We start from the raw sequence: 19,935 nt of genomic DNA, 5'->3' as shown, positions 1-19,935 counted from the left end.
ACTTACTTTCTAAAATTAAAGAAAAGAGGCTGTCTCAAAAGCGAGATAGCCTTTTTTAAGCAAAAAAGGAAAGCCGAGGCTTTCCTAATAATTGCAAATTTCGTAATTTGCTGTGTGTTAACTAAGTCGTAGTCTTTAAAGATTACAATCCCAAAGGAAATTTGCTTTTTCCTCCGAATTTATCGGAGTTGATTGATGACAAGCATCCTGTGAAAATAGTTTCAAACATCATCGATGGTTTGGATATTAAAAACTTAATCAAAAGGTACAAACCTGGAGGAACTTCATCTTACCACCCGAAAATGCTTTTGAAAGTATTGATTTATGGCTATTTGAGTAACATTTATTCAAGCCGGAAAATGGAACAAGCATTGAAGGAAAACATCCATTTTATGTGGCTTTCGGCGATGAGCCGTCCTGATCATAATACTTTGAACAGGTTTCGTAGCGAGCGATTAAAGGGTGAAGTAAAAGCCATCTTTACACAAATTGTTTTGCTCTTGGAGAAGGAAGGTTTGGTAAGCCTGGAAACCATTTTTGTAGATGGGACCAAGATAGAGGCCAACGCCAACCGCTATACTTTTGTTTGGGGAAGAGCCATCAAGAAGCACCAGGTAAGAATTGCAGAGCAACTGGAAGAGCTATGGAATTATGCAGAAAGTGTGGCAAAAGAAGAGCTTCAAAACACTGAAAATATTGATTTTAAGGAGATTGATTCAGAAAAAGTAACACAAACCATCGACAAGATCAACGAGGTGTTGAAGGATAAAAAAATACCTTCGAAAGTTCGTCAGAAACTGAATTATGCCAATAAAAACTGGGCAAACAATTTGGATAAATACAAAAAACAACAGGCGATTTTACAAGCCAGAAACTCTTATTCCAAGACCGATACAGATGCTACTTTTATGCGGATGAAAGAGGATCATATGCGAAACGGACAGCTCAAAGCGGCCTATAATCTACAGATTTCTACGAATAAACAATTTATTTTACATTATTCCATCCATCCCAATCCTACGGATACCAAAACATTGGAGTCTCATTTAAAAGGTTTTGAAGAGAGCTATCGTAAAGTTCCGAAACAGCTCGTTGCCGATGCAGGTTATGGTTCGGAAGAAAACTATAACCTACTGAAAAATAAGAAAATAAAACCTTATGTTAAATACAATTACTTCAGAAAAGACCAAAAATCGGGACAAATAACCACTTCTCAAAACAATCCCAAACTGGCAAAAATCAGAGAAAAGGCTTTTAAACTTCTCAATACCAAGAAAGGCATTAAACTCCGAAAACAGCGATGTCACGATGTTGAACCTGTTTTTGCAGAGCTCAAACACAACAAAAACTTTAAACGCTTTATGCTTCGAGGAAAAACCAAGGTCGAAGTAGAAATCGGCATTCTCGCCATTGCCCATAATCTCAAAAAAATGGCAAAAGCAGCTTGAAATAGATTGCTTTTTTGAATTTTATCTTCATTTTTCAAAGTTTTTATAAAAACAAAACCCTAAAAATGTTTTTTTTCAACTCAATACAAAAACGAGGCTGCCCTTTTGAGACAGCCTCTTTTTATTTCGGGAATCTGAATGGAATTTCTTGTTGGGTTTCTCTAGGTTTTGGAGGTTCACCATTTTGTTTATTGTTCTTATCTACTTCTTCATGTTCCAATAAATTAACCGCATATACATAAGAGTTGTTTTTCATAATTCTTGTGAAATTGTATTTCCGTAATGCTTTGCCAAGCTTTAGAACGGAAGCATCCGTAATATTTACATTTGCACGACTTGCCAATATTTGAAGTATCTGTGTGGTATTCAGAAAGTATTTTGCAGTAGTTTTTGTAGCAGGTTCAAACCAAGTAAGCAACAATTCTTCTTCTGGACTTTTTAATTGATATTGTTCGTTATTGGCGTTTATTTCTTTGATTTCTTCTTGGTTGAACCAATGGCGGAATCCTTCTTTGTGAAGTTTTAAAGCCTGGGAATATACTTTGTTGATGTCTATTTCGTGAGTGTATTTAATATGCTCCACTTCAAAACACAGGAAACGGCGTGAGCCGGTTGTGTCGTTCAGGAATTGCGCAGTGTTTACACTGCCTGCAAAACTGGCGCGGCGCGGCATATTTTCATTGTTGTGGCCGTAGGCTTTCCTCATTCTGATATGGGTTTTGGTTATGATTTCTTTTAGTGAACCAATTTCGGTTCTGTTCAGGTTTTCCAGTTCGTCCAGGTTGATTAACATACATTCTGCCAGGTGAATTAATGTGTCTTTGTTGCTGGGGTTTATCGTTCCTGAAAAGATGTATTCTTTTAATGGTTTAGGCATCAGTTTTTCTATCCAAGTGGTTTTTCCCAAGCCTTGTTTTCCAGAAAAAACTATTACTGTTTGGTTTACCTGCTTTTCATCCAATACACAAGCCACCATCGCTACAAACCATTTCTTGAAACATATTCTCCAGAGATCTTGTTTTGTGGTGGTAATGGTGTCTGCCAGTTTTTCTATCCAATCGGTTTCATCTTCATTTTCCGGAAGATTTTCAAAATAAATATTGAACGGATCAAACATATCGCAGTAATCGGAATGAAGAAGGTTTCTCAATGAATTGATACTGCATTTTACTTTAGCTTTTAGGATTTCACGAAGGATTGAGTTTTCTGCAAAATCGGTCATCGGTTTATATTTTATCGCTTTAATTGTTTTAAACTCAAGCTTTCCTAAAACCTTGTTATAACGAAAGTTATAACGATTATTTAAAAACATTTCTAGCTTATCAATGAAACTCGGTTTGTCCTCATCATCTTCGAATTCGGGATCTTTTTCATTCTTGTTATTAGATTCTTCGACTCCGCTCAGCATGACAGATTTTTTACGCACGTTTGTTGCAGAATTATTTTTTGGTTTGTATTCGTCGGAACCAAAATCTGAAGTATTTGAATATGCACTTTGAACAGCTTTTGTAACTTCAACATCATTAAAATTATAATCAGCTAAAATGTAGCCCAACGCCATAGCTTCAGGGACACCTTTCCTATTAAGATTGTTTGCTAATTGAAAAACAAAATTGTTGCGGTTGCCTTCTGTAAATTGTTCTTTTTTTTCTGTGAAACGGACTGCGTGCTCATAGATTACATCGTAGTTGATAGTTGTCGGTTGATGGTTTTTTGTGGTGCTTCGACTTCGCTCAGCAACCTGAGAGGTTGAAGTTTCAGAAGTTGAAAAAATACTAGAGTTTTCGTTCACGAATAATTCAGGATCGAAAGAAATAAAGCACAATCTTGTAATGTCCTTTCCCGACTTATCGATTTCTACCTCCAATAATTCTTCGAAATATCGTTGCAATTTTAAAAAGGTTTCTTTGTGGTTTTCTTGGGTTGAATCAGTTTTTACAAATAGTTTTAATCCATTGCCAGAAGGACTTATGAACGCTGCATATACATATTGATCTTGAATAGCTTTCGCCTTTGAATCGGCTAATTTTTGTTTTTCTAATTTGTCAATATCCAATACCACTAAACTGTTGTACTCTTGCAGGAATTCCATTTTTCTACCGCCTTTGAAGGTCGCACTTGGTGTAAATGCAGGAAGTGATTTTTTAATTCGTTCCGCCGCTTCTTTTTTATCATCTGCTATGGATTTTCTTAGGTAAACGATTTGGTTTCGGTACGTTCCGTTTTGGATGTTTTCTAAGATTTTACAAATGAGCTGTGTGTCTGTAACTTCGTTGAAGTTCTGAAATATTGAGGTTTTCATTTTGATAGATGTTAGAAATTAGACTTTAGTTTTTAGATAAAAACCCTCTGAAAAATAGAGGGTTTTAGGTTTTCAGCATTTGAAATAAAAGCATTCACTTTTTTGCAAAAGACTTGTTATAGTAAGTTTCCATACACTTTTCGACATCTGATAATTTGTAATAAATCTTGCTTCCTACTTGGCTGAATGAGATTTTACCTTCGTCCCGCCATGTTTGAGCGGTTCTTGGTGAAATTTTAAGCATTTCCATAAACTGTTTGTTGTCTAAATAGGTTTCTTGTGCGGCACCTGGTTTAGTGTTTACTTTGCTTGCGATGTCATTAATTTTTGAGATTAATTCTTCGAATTGGTCTTTTGATAGGATTATTGCTTCCATGATAAAAATTTGTTTAAGATTATGAAGCAAAGGTGTGAGAAAGAAAAAAGTCCGATAAGTACTTTTTAGTCCGATCGGACTAAAAAACTTGAAAAGCCCTATCTAGTAAGGCTTTTCTATTTTTGGAATTTTGTTAAAAATCGGACTATAACTTCACAGCGTTATCAGAATTTGGATCTTTATCGTTTCGATTGGGTGAAAGATAAGTTTGAACGGTGTCTTTTGAAATAGGATTTCCGTTTTCATCTTCAAAATTTTCACAGATAAACAAGGCTATGTCTTTGATTTTGTTTTGAATATAAGGTAAACCAGATGGCTTAATATCAGTCATCATTTGCTTGAAAGCATTGGTTAAAATATTTAACGGACCAACTAATCTAATTTTATCAATAGATTTTTGATTGGCTTTTGATTTTTTATTCTGTTCCTCCAGTTCTGCTTTTAGTTTTGATAATGTTTGAATTTCGTCAATGTATTTTTGGCATTCTTCATCATAAGCAGGGAGTTTGGAGTTTATCATTTCGATGTAAGAACCTCTGTAATTAAAGCTTTCCTTTGTTAAGTATAGAATTTTTTCAGCATCAGTACTCATTTCATTCACTTTATTTTTGGTTTCTTTGAATGAAAAATAACGTTCCTCAGTTTGTGCGTTGATATACTTTGCATTTGGTCTTATCGGACTTTCTTTAAGTTTGTCGGACTTCAAAGCAGTGCGTTTTAGCTCAATACAGGTATAAAGTTTCATTTTCTTACTCTCGTTTCTTGCACCAGTAAATAATTCTGAATTGACTTCAATTAACTTTTCCATTTTGTTTAACCATAGCATTGGGTCTTTAGAATGGTTGCATTGATAATCTAGGAAATCGGGAATTTCGGAATGTTTTAAAGAAAATAGCTTATTGAAAAGCAGTTCGCAGTAAGAATGTAGGTCTGTTACCAGCGAAAAATCGACATCATAATCCTGATTAAAATCTTTAGAATTTAATCTTGTCATATAATCCGCAAACGGAACAGCTTCCAGAATTTGATAGCGGCTTGACATCTCTACAATAGATTTTTGAATTTAAGACTGTGTTTGTTGTTTTATTCTTTCGCATTAAAATAGTTTTTGGTAGAAATAATTCAAGTTTCTATCGTGAAAATCGAATTTTCTCATCCTATTGTGCTGATAACGAATGTAAGAAAAAGAACGCAAAAAAAATCACTTCAATAAATGAAGTGATTGAAATTTTACTAACAAAAATCAAGAAATCTTTATTAATCGTTCTTTTAAAGTTTTACATTTTTACGAAATTATCAACAGCCTTATCCAATTCCTCGCTGATGATTTTTGCATAAATCTGAGTAATCCCGATATCTGTGTGATCCAGTAGTTTACTTACATATTCTATTCTCATTCCGTTGTTTAGTGCATTGGTTGCGAATGTGTGTCGGCTAAGGTGGAATGACAAAGTAAACGGTAACTCCAGATCTTTACCAATTTTACGCAACCTGATACCGCATAGGCTTGTATTATTGTCAATCATTTTTTGTTGGTATTCGATATTTTTGTCAAAGAAATCTACATCTGGAATTAATGGAAATATGAAATCATTTTTGGTTGCATCTGTAGTTTTGTACTTGTTGAGAATTGCAACTGCATCTTCGCCAATACGTAATGCGTGAAGTCTGCCTGTTTTTCGGATGACTTTAGAAATTCTTTGTTCCTCTTGATTGTATTCTTTCCATTTCAACGAAAGAACATCGCTAAATCTCAAACCTCCTGCAAATACAGAAAACATAAACATATCTCTGTAAATGTCTTCTTTGCTCATAGGTTCCAAATCGAATTCTTTAAATTTTCTAAACTGCTCTTTGCTTAAATACAATCTTTTGCCTTTTTCTTTTTTTACTTTCACTTTTGAAAATGGATACATTGTTTCGGGAATTAGATCTTCATTCATGGCTGCTTTAAACATAATTGACAAAACCAACAAGGAATAGTTTTGTGTTGTTGCTCCATTTTCCAACTTGTTACCCATGTACGAAACATAGTCGTTAAGCAAGGTTACAGAAATATCATCAAAATTAACGTCCCGATGACCTATGAATTTTTCAAACTTTTGAGTGTACTTTTTGTAATTGGAAGCCGTTTTTATAGACAATGATCCTTTCAGTGTTTCCAATCGTTTATAAACATACTGGAAGAAGTTAACAGAAGGCATTCCTTTGATGGCTCGCTTCAACTTTTTTACAGATACTGTTGTAGATTTTCTTTCTTCATCAGCTACTAATGATTCAGCATCTGCAATTTTAGAAGCTAAAAAAGCATTCATCCTTGCAGAATTTTCTTTGTTTTTCTTTACTCTTTGTTTATCCTCGTCCCACTCATTAACTTTAAGTTTCACACCTGTACTGACGTACTTTACCTTTCGGTCTTTGATCACTCTGATATAAAGAGGACAATGCCCAGAAGCATCTATTTTCTTTACAACCAATACTAATTTTATTGAAGCCATAGCGATAAAAATTTGGTTAAAAAATCGTAATATTACAAAGTAATGCAAAAGACTGCAACTAATTAAAACACCCAATAATTAAACTACTGCATTACAATACAAAGGTAAAACTTTTGGTTAAACAAATAGCATATTTATTTACTTTTTTCTGCATTATTTTAATATACCAAATTCAACAAATCGCTATTTAACAGGCATTTAGAAGCAATTTATTTCTACCGATTTAATATTTCGGATAACATTGTATTGGCAAAATGCGGGAGGAAGAGTAAAGTTGAAATATTTGAAAAATTTATCCGCCGCTGCTTTTTTATTCCACAAAAAAGAGTAATTTAGTGTAAGAAAAAAGCATCGTCTCCGTTTGGTCTGAACTTGAACATTCGTTCAAATTAAGCCCGCACTTCGCCAATACTTTTTCCGTTATCTGCAATGCTTCAAAAACGCTCCCAATCAATATTAATATGGATTCTGAACAACTAACTGACAAACAAATAAAAACAAGATGGAATGATATTAAGAAGCAAATTAATGCTCGTCAATTATTAGCTTATAGAGTTGGAATTCCAGTTGAAAAATGGGATGAGTATATGCATTCAATTCCTTCAAAAGAAGAAATAAATCGAATTTATGAAGCAATTCAAACTGACAGAATTAATAAAACTACAAGATTAAAAAATGAACTCGGAAAAATTGTTGGATATCGAGAATCTGTCATTTTTAGTAAGAAAATTAGAGTTTCAGACACTTCTCTAAGAGAAATATTAGAAGGAAAAAAAACAAAAGCAGGATATGAAACAATTGACAAAATTGAATTATATCTAAATACGATTATGCCAGACTTTCAGATGTCAATTGAAAATCCATTATCTTTGAGAAACTTTACTCAAGATTTTGCAAATGAAATTGGAGTTGAATTAACCAAAGTTGCAGAAAATTTAAAAGATTTTCGTTTTAAACTGATTCAATTGGCAACAAAACAAGAAGAGAATACAGATTGGCGTGGAAATAAAATTCCAGCTTCAAATACAATTGAATATTCAATCAAAAAACTTTCTGAATTAAAAAATGATATCGATTCGTTTTGGAATGTATATATTGAAAAACAAAAATAGCACTGCAGATAACATTGTATTGGCAAAATGCGGGGTTAAATGTATAATAGAAAGATTTGAAATATTTATACGCCGCTGCTTTTACTTTCCACATTTTTTTGTAATTTAGTTCCAAGAAAAAGCATCGGCTCCGTTTGGTCTGAACTTGAACATTCGTTCAACTTAAGCCCACACTTCGCCAATACTTTTTCCGTTATCGGCAATTTTCACAGAACTCGCGTACAATGATCCACTTTCCAAAAAATGTAATAGAAAATTTAAAAAACTATGTCTATATCTACTCTGATCCTACAACTGAAAAAATATTTTACGTTGGAAAAGGAAAAGGCAACAGAGTCTTTGACCATTTAAAAGACAAAAAGGAATGCGAAAAAGTTGCTTACTTAAATGAACTTCTTGAAAAAGGTCTAAAACCCAAAATTGAAATTTTAATTCACGGAATTGAAGATGATTCTGTTTTAAGAATTGAATCTGCAATTATTGATTTATTGGGAATTAAAAACTTAACAAATAAACAAATTGGTTTTAAAAGTGCAGAATTTGGAAGAATGACTGTAAAACAGATTGTTTCTGCATATTCTAAACAAAAAATTCAAATTGATGAACCATCATTGCTCATCCGTATAAATCAACATTTTAGATACTCAATGACAGAAATGGAACTTTATGATTTTACAAGAGGATACTGGAAAATGAATATAGAAAGAGCAAAAAATGCTAAATATGCTTTTGCTGTATATAATGGTATAATCCAAGAAGTTTACGAAGTAAAAACATGGTTGAAAGCAGGAGAATCAATGAGTGTTCGTGGAAAAATCGAAACCATTGATGATAGAGTAGAATTTATCGGAAACATTGCTTCAGAAACAATTCAAAACAAATACAAATATAAATCTGTTGAAGATTATTTTAAAAAAGGAAATGCAAATCCGATAATGTATATTAATTGTTAAAATGAAACAAGAAAGCGTTGAATTTTTTCTTTATTACAAAGGTGAAAACGAAAGTCCAATAAAATCTGGAAATTTCCCACTTTATTGGTGGTATGAAAAATGTTTCTATGAAAAAAACAAAAATCCAACCGAAGAAGAGTACAAAGATTTTATCTTTACTTTGATTGACCAAAAAATATCAGAGCATTTTATGTCTTTTGATAAAGCGTTAAAAGACTATTTGAACGTTGAAAAAAATAAAAACTGCCGATAACATTGTATTGGCAAAATGCGGGGTGAAGTAACAAGTTGAACTTTTAGAAATATTTATCCGCCGTTGCTTTTCAATTCCACATAATTTTTATAATTTAGTTCCATTGAAAAAGCATCGGCTACGTTTGGTCGTTCTTGAACTTTTAGTTCTTCGAATTCCCGCACTTCGCCAATACTTTTTCCGTTGTGCGATATGTCATAAAAATGCCGTGTAAAAAGCTATGAAAGTGAATTTTGAATCTGAAAAAGACAAACTAAAATCTTTAATCAAAACTAAATTTGCTAAACCAATAAACTCGCAAAAAAGTTTTGAAGAACTTTCAGAACTAACCAAATTAAGTTCACAAACTTTACGGAGATTTTTTGGAAAAATTGAGCAAAATCACAAAACTTCAACAACCACACTTTCTTTACTTTCAAAATTTGTTGATTTCCAAGATTGGTCACATTTTCTGCAACAAATTGATAATGAAAAAACAATTTCAGAGCGTGACAAAATCCTAATTGAAAGTATGTCTACTTTTTTCAAAAATGGAGAAAAATACAATACATACTATTTTCAAAAAACAAATACTGTTGACACTCTAAATGATTATGCTAAAACAATATATTCGTGCAAAGAAAATGTAGAATATTTTTACGCTCTATATCAAAATAATAATTGGGCAACAGATTATATTTTAGCCTGGATCCCAAATTATAATTATTATGGACAAGAGTGGTTCAGAAAAATACTTTTTGATAAATCACAAAAAACAAAAATCTCACACGTAAAGCTTGTACAAATAAATTTTTTACATTTTGGGGCATTTCTGTCAGAAAGTAATTTTAATTTCACAGAAAATTTTAAAAAACTACAAATTTATTATTCTGAATACAAAAAAGATTTCGGTTATTTGCCCTACCACGAAATGCGTTATTGCACAATTCGTTTGATTGAAGCCAAAAGAAACAATCAAAAAATCAACAGAATAATTTCGGAATATCTGCAAAATCTTAAAGAACAAAAATACTCTCAAGAAAATTTTCAAGAATTGCTGATTTTCTTTTGCAACACATTGTTTTGGTTGCAGGAATATGAAATAGCTTATGAAATAATTAAAACAGCAAAACCATATTTAAAAAATCTAAAAGGAGTAAGTAAACAAAAAGCTCTTCATTATTACGGTTTAAATATGGCTTTTATAAAAATTACTTTTGCGCTCATTTATTTAGCAAATGGTAAAGAAATCAAAGATTTTATAATCAAAAGTGAAGATTTTAATGATTATGCAGATTTGCTTTATCACGACTATATTCAAGTAATGTATCTTTCAAAATGTATTCTTTCAGAGAATGGTTTAGAACACAAAAAGAAACTTTTTGCTGAATTAAAGCACTTTGTGGAAAAAACAAATTACACTCAAATCTATAATATTCTTGAAGATTTGGATATTGCATATTCAAAATATTGCGCTTAAATTTTCTCTTAATTTGGACTAACTTGGACTTTTATTTTAATCCGTCAGTTCCTTACTTTGTTCAAATATAAAAAGTAATGGAACAAATTATCTTAACCGTTCAATCTTGTGAAAAAGTAACTGAAAAATGTAAAGTGAAATATCGCTTGGGGATTTCACTTTATGATTCTAAAAATATTTTTAAAGAGAGGAGTCTAAAAGTAATTTTAATTCTTGAAGAAAAAGTAATAATTACTAAAACAATTTGTGGCCCGCCCTTAAACAAAGGCTTTGATTTATATCAAGAAGATTTAGATACTTGGATTAAAGAAAAAAAATTCTGTAATTACGAAAAAGGGAAACCGACAAAATTAATATTTGAGATATTAGAAAATATTCAAGAAACTTACATAAAACTGAAATTTTTAAAGAAAAAATAGTATGGAACAAAATCTTCGCGAACATAATTTCAATGGACTAAATATGAAATTGACTAGCGAAAAATTATTTGTCAATTCACCCACTTCAAACGAAATTTTTGCACTTCGGTCTGTTAACTGAATTGGAATTGCGAATTTAGTAGGTAAAAATTAAACTTTTGAGAATAAAAATAAACTTATAAAACAATCAAAACTATGAAAAAGTTATTTCTTCCTTTTGCACTTTTTTGTTTAACAATTTCTTGTGATAAAAAAATGCCTGCTGATTTAGAGGCTGCTAAAGACAATCTTAACGAGAGATTTAGTCAAATTAATTCAATGAGTATTTCTGAACTCAAAAGTTTGAGAGCAGATGTTGTCAGTTACACTAATGAAGCAAATAATCGCGGAATTTCAAAAAATAATGATAATATATTAAGTTCCATTGATAACCAAATTAGCAAATTAGTTGGACAGAATAGTTACAGTAGTAGTTCTTCTGAAAATTATTCACAAAGCGAACAATTTTCAATAGAGGCTTATAGAAAAGGTTACAATGATGGACAAATGGCATATGGTTTATCTGCTTCTGAATCAGCGACTGCGGACGAATCTTATATGGCTCACGGTTACAATTTTTCAAGTGCAGACGTTGTAGTTTATAAAATGGGTTACAATGATGGTATGTATGGAAGACCTCAGCAATACTAATTTAAAAAATGATAAAAAAAGCGGATTCAAAAAGTTCGCTTTTATCTTGATGCATAAAGACACAATCGCACAACATAGTATTTGCAAAAGGCGGGGTTGAAGGAATAATAGAACTACCAGTTGCATTTAGTCGCGCCTGCTTTTCCACTTCACATATTTTTTGTAATTTAGTTTCGTGGAAAAAGCATTCGCTTCGGTCAGTCTAAATTGAACTTTTCGTCCAATTTATCCCGCCCTTCGCAAATACTTTTTCCGTTAGCAGAAATTTTATAAAAAAATAGTGTTAAAAATGAAAAAATTAACAATAATCCTAATTTTATTCTCAACATTTTTATTTTCTCAACAGTCAATTTTTTGGAAAATATCTAAAGATGATAGTGAAAGTTACATATTCGGAACTTACCATTATTTAGGCAAAGATTTTATAAATGAAAACAAAATTATTCTTGAAAAATTAAAACAATCAAAAATTGCACTATCTGAAAATATTGATTCAGCAAATATTTTCATAAATAAAAGGGACGAAAATTTAATACTCAAAAAACTTGACAAAAACGAGATTGAAACTATTAAAAATATTGTTCCAAACTATGTTGATGCAAAAAAGATGACTTTACGAGAACTAATAATTACAATTGATGGAAAAATTTCAAGTAAATTTTGTTTAACGGAAAAAGAAAAATCTGACAACATAAAAATGGATGATTATTTGAAAAAATATTCTCTTGAAAATAACTTAAAATTAATTGGATTAGAGCCGACGAAAAACACTTTTGACTACATAAATAATTCATTATATTTGGGTGCTACAGATGAAAAATTATTACAAATTTTAAAGACTAAGATTATTTTATTAAATTCTGAAAAACAAAATCTCAATTGTTCTATAATAAATGAATATAGAACAAAAAAACACCTGTTTAATTTTACAAAAGAGAGGCAAGAAAAATTAATTACGGCAAGAAACAAAGATTGGATTGATAAGATAGATAATGCAATAAAACAAAATAAAAAGGTCTTTATTTTTGTTGGTCTTTTTCATTTGGACTTTAAAGATGGTTTATTAGAATTACTGAAAAAAAGAGATTATAAAATTGAAGAAATAGAACTAAAATAAAAAACTTCTGCTAACATCGGTTTTGCAAAAGCGGGGGTGAAGTTCCCTTGCGGTGAACTTTTCGTTAAATTAATCCGCAAAAAACCATTTTCTTTTACAAATTTTTGTATTTTAGCAAAAGAAAATGGTTTTTGCTCAGTTCGGTTTCTAACAGAAAGTTTCGTTTTTCTTAGCCCCGCCTTCGCAAAGCCGTTTCCCGTTGGGCGCAATTTAAAAAATCGATGAAAGTCAATAAAAAAATACTTGATTGAATAGTTATATACAAATCAAAAGATTAAATTTGTCGAATTAAAAAAGCATATACATTTTATGAGGCAATTCATTCAAAATAAATATTTTCTACTCATCTTTATTGCTATAATCTGGGGTTCTTCTTTTATACTCATAAAAAAAATACTACCAGTATTTGACCCATATCAAATCGGAGCCTTTAGGGCAGGATTGTCAGGCTTGCTTTTGTCATTTATTGGATTCCCAGCTTTGAAAAGAATGTCAAAAAAGGACGTTTTTTGGATTGCTCTATCAGGATTATTTGGTAACTTTTTAGTGGTCTTTATTTTTCCTATTGCACAACAAGGCGTAAGTAGCTCATTGGCAGGCATCATAAATGCATTAGACCCAATATTCACACTCGTTTTAGGAGCAATTCTGTTTGGAATCAGAAATAAAGTTATTCAATATGTTGGTGCAATAATTGGATTTATAGGTGCTATCATTTTAGTTTACTCTTCCAATTCAGAAAATGGCCAAAATCATCTTTATTATACGGTTTTATTAGTTATAGGTTCGGCACTTTATGCCGTAGCCGCACTCATTATTGAAAAAAAATTACATCACATAAAATCGACAGATATATCAACAGGTATTTACACTATTTGGATGGTGCCCTCTCTTTTTATTTTAAGTTTTTCAGGTTTTTTTACAGACTTTGATTACAGCCAAAATGAAACTTTAACGGCTCTAGGCTATTTAGTCTTTCTAACCGTCATTAGCACTACTTTGGTAATGTTTTTGTTTTTCAAGCTTGTTCAAGATACCTCTGCGGTTTTTGTAAGTACCATTTCACTTTTATTACCAGTAGTTGCGGTAATTTGGGGAATTTTGGACAAAGAGAAATTTACAGTTTGGTATGCAATCGGTGGATTATTAATTTTGATTAGTGTATATCTCATTAGAGAAAAGAAAAACAAATCATTGGAAAAGGAATAAAAACTGCGCCCAACATAGTATTGGCAAAATGCGGGGAGAAGTGCAAAATTGAAAAGCAGAAAAAATAATCCGCTCATGCTTTTCAATTCTGCATTTTTTTTGTAAGTTAGCATAATCGAAAAAGCATTCGCTACGTTTGGTCGTTGTTGAACTTTTAGTTCTTCGAAAGCCCGCACTTCGCCAATACTTTTTCCGTTAGCTGTAATTGCAAAACCACGATTGCTCATAAATGAAAAATTTAATAATATTCTCTTTTTTTTTACTTTCAAATCTCATTTATTCTCAAGATAAAATTAAATATCAAAAACTTGAATTCAATGACTTTCTTGGAAAAATTCCTGATAGTCTAAATGAATATTCAAAATTTGCTGCTGTTTCAATGATTTCAATAGAATCAAAAATTGTAAAAAATTCTGTTTGGACTGGAAAAATTAAAATTGAAATTTATCCAATGTTTTCTAAAAATGAATCTTGGGTTAGAGAAAATCAAAAAACAAAAGAGCTATTAAATCACGAACAAAGACATTTTGATATAGCTAAAATTTATTCAAACAAATTACAGAAAATCATAAATAAGAGAATTAAGAACATTAAAGATTATAACGAGAATTTTCAAAATCTTTATGATGAAATTTATGCTGAGTATTTTGATTATCAAACAAAATATGAGGAAATAACTGATAGAGGTTTAAATTTCGAAAATCAGAAATTGATTGATAAAGAAATAGATGAAAAACTTAACGAAAAATAATTATGTAATTGCAACTACAGCTAACATTGTATTGGCAAAATGCGGGGTGAAGGAAAAGTTGAACTTTTTGTATAATTTATCCGCCGCTGCTTTTTTATTCCACAAAAAAGAGTAATTTAGTGTAAGAAAAAAGCATCGGCTACGTTCAGTCTAAATTGAACTTTTCGTTCCATTTTGCCCGCACTTCGCCAATACTTTTTCCGTTATGTGCAATGCGATTTGAACAGTTGACCATAATTAAATTTTTTTTATCTTCTTTTCCTCCTAAAACATTACAGCTTCCCCAACACATAATTTATTCTTTTTTCCAGCACCTTTTTTGCCAACGCTTATTAGCACATTTGCAAAAATCCAACACCTAATCAGCAACTTATTTTGCAAAAGAGCTAATTTTTTCCTAAGCTTTTTCATATTTATAAAAATTAATATGGTTAACTTATGAAAAACATTATATTTACAAAAATCTAAAAAACAAAGAAAAGAATGAAAAGAAAACTTTTATTATTTGCATTATCGGTATGCTTACTCTCTTGCAAAGACAGAGATGCAGACCCTAACGTCTTACCCGAAGTTACACAATCTGGTAAAAATACTGCAGGCGCATTAGTCGATGGTAAAGTATGGGTAGCAACTACCGAAAGACTTCCAACCAATCAAGATGGTACTTTTTGTGAAAAATTTGGAAACTTCTATGACATTCGATTAGATTTTAGAAAAGTAGCAAATAGTTTGAAAAATCGAATATATATTAAAGCACAGATTGAAAATTTTGAATTAAATAAAGTATATTATTTAAACGAAAACATTGATACGTCAGATTATAATTACACTTATTATTCTGATAACAATGGAAATACTTATATGACACAACCTAATTCAATTTATAAGGGGACATTAAAGATAACTCGTCTTGACTTTACAAATCAGATTATTTCTGGATCTTTTGAATTCAAAGCAATAAACAAAGATGGAAATGTCATAAGTATTACTGATGGACGATTCGATAAAAAATTCGATTAATCATTATAAAACATATTTTATGAAAACAAAACTACTCTTTTGGGCAGTATTATTTTTACTGTCAAGGTCTTTCTATGCTCAAATTTCAACCCAGCAACAGCAGGTTGTTGTCCAGCCCGACAATCCCCAACTCGAAACTAATACATTACTACTACCTTTTACAGATTTAGATAAATCGAAGATTGAAACTGGATTGCTTTTAGATGCAGGAATGGAATTTGCTGATCTTAAAAAATATAATGGTATTCCAACTGACAGCTCATTTACGAGCTCCAAAATCATTAGCGACGTATATAGTACACTTATAATGAGTAAAATTTCATCTAATGGTGGAACTCTTAAAGATCCCAACTCTTTTCAAAATGAATGGTATGCAAACCAAACTGTCGATTTAATAACAGTTGCTGGTATGTATTTCAAGTACAACCAGTTTTCTGAAAGCAATCAGAATGCATTCAAAAATATGGCATCAAGCTTTACAACAAACCGCACTGCGAATGTTGGAACAAGTTCACTTGCTATAACACCGCAGAACAAGATAGTAGATGTTTATTCCAATGGTATATGGCAAAACCCTTATGATATTAATAATGTTTTTGCAATGTCTCCCATTACTAATAGCCATAATAAACTGCACTTCAATGTCGTATTTCCCGCCACATTATTCGTAAGCAATTATGGTAGCCAGGTTTCATCTTTAGAAGTTAAGTTTTCAGATAACTCCAACTTTCAAGCAATTAAAATGGATCAGTTAATATCTGTAAATTATCCTGCAATTGGTGAATACATTTGGACTTACAGGCTTACATTAACTAATGGACAAGTTTTATATTCTAAAAATAAATTTATAGTTTCTGGAGACTTAGAAAAATATATTGACATCGGTAGTTCTGGATCCAATGTTAATAATCTAACAAGCAATGGACAATGGAAAGTTGAGTTGGAGAAATACCAATACTTTATTCCTTTTCCACCTACAGTTGTAAACAAACCCAAGCTTACCTTATATATTAAATTACGTGAAGGACAAACACAAATAACAAAACCTTTTATTGTAGCAGAAGGCTTTGACTCTGGACATATTACTTCCCCAAAACAGGAAGGTGGAGATAACACAATTGAAACTTTTTTAGGAAACATAAATCAATATAGCCAATTAGGTGTAAAGTTGAATGATTACGACATCATTTATGTTGATTGGGGCATTGGGACAGATTATATCCAAAACAATGCAGAGCTTTTCAAAAAAGCAATCCGTTGGGTCAACCAGCATAAGATAGGCAATGCTAAAAATGTAGTAATGGGACAAAGCATGGGAGGTCTTATTGCAAGATATGCACTTAAGGATATGGAGGATAATGCTGAAAATCATGATGCTAATTTGTTTATTTCTCATGACTCTCCTCATTTAGGAGCAAATACTCCCATTAGCTTACAATATATGATGAGAAATATATCTAAAACGTTTTTACGCTCACCAATAGTAGCAGGAATTAATTATATGTTTACTCCTATTTTTACAGGAGGAGCCCCAATTAGTGATATTTTTAGTGTTGCTGATACTCCAGCATCAAGACAGATGCTAATTAATTATGTCAATAATAATTATACTATTGATAATTCTGTACATGATACTTGGCAAAATACATTGAAAGCAAAAGGCTATCCCCAACTTACAAGAAATGTGGCAATATCTAATGGGAGCGAATGTGGTACTGACCAAAATCTCCAGAATTTACTATCATATCATTATGTTAGTAAAGGCTGGTTCATTGATATTGTTGGGTCTCTTATTGGTGGAGTAACGCTAGACCCATGGCAACTTTTTATTTCTATACTACCAGGAGAATCTAGATACCATTACGATTTTGATGCATATCCAATGACCAAACTTAATGAATCAAAACAATTATATTCTGGCAAAATTGTTTACAAGAAAAAAATTCTGTGGGCTATTCCAGCTCAAAATACTTTGTTATCAGGTACTAGGAATCAACCAAATAATATCTTACCTATTGATAAATATGGAGGTGGTAAATTTCGGTTTCCTATTAGTTCAATGCCTAGTTTCATAAAAGATAATGCTTCTGTTTCATACTTTTCATTCGTTCCTACACCTAGTGCATTAGACTATAAATTTGGAAATAGTGTTTTAAATGAAGAAGATTATCAAAAAACGTATTCTCCAGTAGATGACGCGTCTAATGTTCCATTTGTGAATTTTGTTGCTGAGCAGATCGGAAATTCGCAATCAGAAAATAATAATCATATTTCTTTTAGTACAAGAAATCGTCAATTTATTATTAACCAACTTTCAGGTATCCCTTCTCAACAAAATGAGAAAATTACAACATCTTATCTTTGCGGAAGCAATGTGAAAATAGGTGGAGAGGCTATTCTTTGTGGTAATTCAAACGTTACTTATACTACTGGTTTTGCCCCTACTATTCAATGGTCAATTGTTGAAGGCGCTAATCTAGTTGATGTTACAGGACCATATAATCAACCACAATTATCATTTACACCTAAGCAAAATGTAAAAGGACTTGTTAAATTACAAACATACCTTGCAGGAGGTGGAGCAAGCAATACTGTTACAAAAAACATTTGGATTGGTCCGCCTGCAATTAGTGTTTCTCAAATTAATGATCCCTCTTTCTATTACAAATCTGAATTTTTTTTAAGTGATTATAGTGGGAATCCAGTTAACATTAATGATCAAGGTATTACACAAATAAAATGGACTAAAGTTTATTCGAACCCCTCAACAGTAAGACTATTTGCTATGAATAATCATACGGAAGCTTGGGCTACAGGAGACGATAATTTTTGGAATATGGACGTAAAAGTTGAAGTCACCAACGCTTGTGGCACAACCGAATATATTGCAGTGATATCTCCTCCAGCAAGCGAACCTTGCGATACATATATTTTAGCAAAAGCATCCTCTACAGAAAATACATATGTAGTAATGCGTCCGCCTGTTGATCCCTGCAATAACAATAAAAACTCATCAAATACACCTTCCTCATCTAACAATACAAGTAACAAAAATGAGTTGTTCAATATCAAAGTAGCCAACAGCATGGGTGTTATAATAATAGATAAGATGAGCGATAGTTTCGACTTATCAAGCTACCCTACTGGCACCTACATTGTTAACATTACAAAAGACAATAAAGTTATTATCAACCAAACCATAGTCAAATATTAATTTTTTTTTCGTTATACTATTATCAAACAGGCATTTATTGCCTGTTTTTTTATTATATTTAGATATTCATCAAAAACACAACATTATGTCATCAACATCAGAAGTAGGACACGCTAAAAATGTAGCGAACTTTCAAGAACTTATTGGTTATTGCACAGCATACGGAACAGCCTACAATCCGTCAAAGACCGCTTTGCAATTAACTTCACTTAATACATTGCTTACTTCTGCACAAGCAGAATTAACCAATGTAACAACTGCAAAAAATACTTTCGATACAGTAACAGGTGACCGTCAAGTCGCATTTGAACCATTAAAATCTTTGGCAACCAAAGTATATAATTCTATTTCAGTTACAGATGCTACAGAACAAACCCTTGCAGATGCCAAGACCATCAATAACAAATTACAAGGCAAAAGAGCAAACCCAACATCGCAATCTCCATATCCCGACAACGGACAACCAACCACCACCAACCAAGTCTCTGTTTCACGTCAAAGCTATGATAGTCTTACGGAAAACTTCTCTGCGCTTTTAGATTTGGCATCATCAATTCCCTCTTATACCCCAAATGAAGCGGATTTAAGCACAACTTCGCTCACAATGTTTAGAGATAATTTACAAACTGCAAATACCAATGTTATCAATGCAGAAGTTGCATACAGTAATGCAAGAATTTCGAGAGATAATATCCTTTATTCCAAAGATTCTGGTTTAGTTGAAATCGCAATGAATGTTAAAAACTATGTAAAATCTGTTTTCGGCGCAACTTCCCCACAATACAAACAAGTAAGCGGAATAAAATTTACAAGTAGAAATAATTAAGAGAAACTACCATCAAAATACACAAGAGTTGCCTTCCAGATTAAGGTAACTCTTTTTAGTTTGTAGTTAAGAACAATCAAAAATTAGTATTCTCTGACCATCATTTAGAAAACTTCTGCCGAGGTTTAGTATTTCCGAATCATACTTTAGAAAACTACCACAAAACTTTAGTATTTTAACATAAACAATTAGAAAACTCGTTTGGGAGCTTAGTATTTTTCAATCGGAGCTTAGAAAGTTACAGTGAGGTAGTAGTATTTTAACATAAATCATCAGAAATTTATAATA

General features: G+C 31.7%; 16 protein-coding genes and 1 pseudogene. 13 read left to right on the top strand and 4 right to left on the bottom strand.

The window, feature by feature from the left end; genetic code table 11:
- Positions 1–128: 128 nt before the first annotated feature.
- Positions 129–1,448: pseudogene (locus tag ACQQ6V_RS02425) on the top strand (IS1182 family transposase); the annotation flags it as partial.
- A gap of 121 nt (positions 1,449–1,569) precedes the next feature.
- On the opposite strand, the gene ACQQ6V_RS02420 reads toward ACQQ6V_RS02425, so the two are convergent.
- From ACQQ6V_RS02420 to ACQQ6V_RS02405, 4 genes are all read right to left on the bottom strand, one after another.
- Positions 1,570–3,750, bottom strand: a complete 2,181-nt coding sequence (locus ACQQ6V_RS02420; RefSeq protein WP_448844004.1) for a VapE domain-containing protein — start codon at positions 3,748–3,750, stop codon at positions 1,570–1,572.
- 94 nt (positions 3,751–3,844) lie between these two features.
- Positions 3,845–4,126, bottom strand: a complete 282-nt coding sequence (locus tag ACQQ6V_RS02415) for a helix-turn-helix domain-containing protein (RefSeq protein ID WP_448844003.1) — start codon at positions 4,124–4,126, stop codon at positions 3,845–3,847.
- 145 nt (positions 4,127–4,271) lie between these two features.
- Positions 4,272–5,168: a hypothetical protein gene (locus ACQQ6V_RS02410; protein WP_448844002.1), complete on the bottom strand. Its 897-nt coding sequence runs from the start codon at positions 5,166–5,168 to the stop codon at positions 4,272–4,274.
- Positions 5,169–5,403: 235 nt separating this feature from the next.
- Positions 5,404–6,624, bottom strand: a complete 1,221-nt coding sequence (locus tag ACQQ6V_RS02405; protein WP_448844001.1) for a tyrosine-type recombinase/integrase — start codon at positions 6,622–6,624, stop codon at positions 5,404–5,406.
- A 461-nt stretch (positions 6,625–7,085) separates the two neighbouring features.
- Here ACQQ6V_RS02405 and ACQQ6V_RS02400 point away from each other — a divergent pair, with 461 nt between their 5' ends.
- The 12 genes from ACQQ6V_RS02400 (at position 7,086) to ACQQ6V_RS02345 (ending at position 19,647) form a co-directional block, all read left to right on the top strand.
- Positions 7,086–7,736 (top strand): hypothetical protein, encoded by a 651-nt coding sequence (locus ACQQ6V_RS02400; RefSeq protein WP_448844000.1) that lies wholly within the window; start codon positions 7,086–7,088, stop codon positions 7,734–7,736.
- 224 nt (positions 7,737–7,960) lie between these two features.
- Positions 7,961–8,689, top strand: coding sequence for an LEM-3-like GIY-YIG domain-containing protein (locus ACQQ6V_RS02395; RefSeq protein ID WP_448843999.1), 729 nt, complete (start codon positions 7,961–7,963; stop codon positions 8,687–8,689).
- A 1-nt stretch (position 8,690) separates the two neighbouring features.
- Positions 8,691–8,942 (top strand): hypothetical protein, encoded by a 252-nt coding sequence (locus ACQQ6V_RS02390; RefSeq protein WP_448843998.1) that lies wholly within the window; start codon positions 8,691–8,693, stop codon positions 8,940–8,942.
- A 220-nt stretch (positions 8,943–9,162) separates the two neighbouring features.
- The gene (locus ACQQ6V_RS02385) at positions 9,163–10,401 is read left to right on the top strand and encodes a hypothetical protein (RefSeq protein WP_448843997.1); all 1,239 of its coding nucleotides are present in this window, start codon (positions 9,163–9,165) and stop codon (positions 10,399–10,401) included.
- Positions 10,402–10,478: 77 nt separating this feature from the next.
- The gene (locus ACQQ6V_RS02380; protein WP_448843996.1) at positions 10,479–10,820 is read left to right on the top strand and encodes a hypothetical protein; all 342 of its coding nucleotides are present in this window, start codon (positions 10,479–10,481) and stop codon (positions 10,818–10,820) included.
- A 195-nt stretch (positions 10,821–11,015) separates the two neighbouring features.
- Positions 11,016–11,510: a hypothetical protein gene (locus ACQQ6V_RS02375; protein ID WP_448843995.1), complete on the top strand. Its 495-nt coding sequence runs from the start codon at positions 11,016–11,018 to the stop codon at positions 11,508–11,510.
- Positions 11,511–11,799: 289 nt separating this feature from the next.
- Positions 11,800–12,627, top strand: coding sequence for a TraB/GumN family protein (locus ACQQ6V_RS02370; protein WP_187477922.1), 828 nt, complete (start codon positions 11,800–11,802; stop codon positions 12,625–12,627).
- Between the two features lie 309 nt (positions 12,628–12,936).
- Positions 12,937–13,836 carry a DMT family transporter gene (locus tag ACQQ6V_RS02365; RefSeq protein ID WP_092910460.1) on the top strand — a complete coding sequence of 300 codons (900 nt, stop codon included), beginning with the start codon at positions 12,937–12,939 and terminating at the stop codon, positions 13,834–13,836.
- Between the two features lie 229 nt (positions 13,837–14,065).
- Positions 14,066–14,587: a DUF922 domain-containing protein gene (locus ACQQ6V_RS02360; protein WP_448843994.1), complete on the top strand. Its 522-nt coding sequence runs from the start codon at positions 14,066–14,068 to the stop codon at positions 14,585–14,587.
- Positions 14,588–15,070: 483 nt separating this feature from the next.
- Entirely contained in the window at positions 15,071–15,607 is a 537-nt protein-coding gene (locus ACQQ6V_RS02355) for a Riean_0653 family protein (RefSeq protein ID WP_448843993.1), read from the top strand.
- A 19-nt stretch (positions 15,608–15,626) separates the two neighbouring features.
- Positions 15,627–18,821 (top strand): alpha/beta hydrolase, encoded by a 3,195-nt coding sequence (locus tag ACQQ6V_RS02350; RefSeq protein WP_448843992.1) that lies wholly within the window; start codon positions 15,627–15,629, stop codon positions 18,819–18,821.
- Between the two features lie 85 nt (positions 18,822–18,906).
- The gene (locus ACQQ6V_RS02345; RefSeq protein ID WP_448843991.1) at positions 18,907–19,647 is read left to right on the top strand and encodes a hypothetical protein; all 741 of its coding nucleotides are present in this window, start codon (positions 18,907–18,909) and stop codon (positions 19,645–19,647) included.
- Positions 19,648–19,935 lie beyond the last annotated feature (288 nt).

It is taken from the genome of Chryseobacterium electrogenes, from assembly GCF_053553015.1.
This window is presented reverse-complemented; position numbering and strand designations above follow the sequence as displayed.

What these genes read in the sequence shown, in the direction of transcription:
- ACQQ6V_RS02400 (WP_448844000.1), top strand. Translation starts at nt 7,086, where the DNA reads ATGGATTCTGAACAACTAACTGACAAACAAATAAAAACAAGATGGAAT.
- ACQQ6V_RS02360 (WP_448843994.1), top strand. Translation starts at nt 14,066, where the DNA reads ATGAAAAATTTAATAATATTCTCTTTTTTTTTACTTTCAAATCTCATT.
- ACQQ6V_RS02370 (WP_187477922.1), top strand. Translation starts at nt 11,800, where the DNA reads ATGAAAAAATTAACAATAATCCTAATTTTATTCTCAACATTTTTATTT.
- ACQQ6V_RS02405 (WP_448844001.1), bottom strand. Translation starts at nt 6,624, where the DNA reads ATGGCTTCAATAAAATTAGTATTGGTTGTAAAGAAAATAGATGCTTCT.
- ACQQ6V_RS02345 (WP_448843991.1), top strand. Translation starts at nt 18,907, where the DNA reads ATGTCATCAACATCAGAAGTAGGACACGCTAAAAATGTAGCGAACTTT.
- ACQQ6V_RS02375 (WP_448843995.1), top strand. Translation starts at nt 11,016, where the DNA reads ATGAAAAAGTTATTTCTTCCTTTTGCACTTTTTTGTTTAACAATTTCT.
- ACQQ6V_RS02350 (WP_448843992.1), top strand. Translation starts at nt 15,627, where the DNA reads ATGAAAACAAAACTACTCTTTTGGGCAGTATTATTTTTACTGTCAAGG.
- ACQQ6V_RS02365 (WP_092910460.1), top strand. Translation starts at nt 12,937, where the DNA reads ATGAGGCAATTCATTCAAAATAAATATTTTCTACTCATCTTTATTGCT.
- ACQQ6V_RS02395 (WP_448843999.1), top strand. Translation starts at nt 7,961, where the DNA reads ATGATCCACTTTCCAAAAAATGTAATAGAAAATTTAAAAAACTATGTC.
- ACQQ6V_RS02355 (WP_448843993.1), top strand. Translation starts at nt 15,071, where the DNA reads ATGAAAAGAAAACTTTTATTATTTGCATTATCGGTATGCTTACTCTCT.
- ACQQ6V_RS02420 (WP_448844004.1), bottom strand. Translation starts at nt 3,750, where the DNA reads ATGAAAACCTCAATATTTCAGAACTTCAACGAAGTTACAGACACACAG.
- ACQQ6V_RS02390 (WP_448843998.1), top strand. Translation starts at nt 8,691, where the DNA reads ATGAAACAAGAAAGCGTTGAATTTTTTCTTTATTACAAAGGTGAAAAC.
- ACQQ6V_RS02380 (WP_448843996.1), top strand. Translation starts at nt 10,479, where the DNA reads ATGGAACAAATTATCTTAACCGTTCAATCTTGTGAAAAAGTAACTGAA.
- ACQQ6V_RS02415 (WP_448844003.1), bottom strand. Translation starts at nt 4,126, where the DNA reads ATGGAAGCAATAATCCTATCAAAAGACCAATTCGAAGAATTAATCTCA.
- ACQQ6V_RS02385 (WP_448843997.1), top strand. Translation starts at nt 9,163, where the DNA reads ATGAAAGTGAATTTTGAATCTGAAAAAGACAAACTAAAATCTTTAATC.
- ACQQ6V_RS02410 (WP_448844002.1), bottom strand. Translation starts at nt 5,168, where the DNA reads ATGTCAAGCCGCTATCAAATTCTGGAAGCTGTTCCGTTTGCGGATTAT.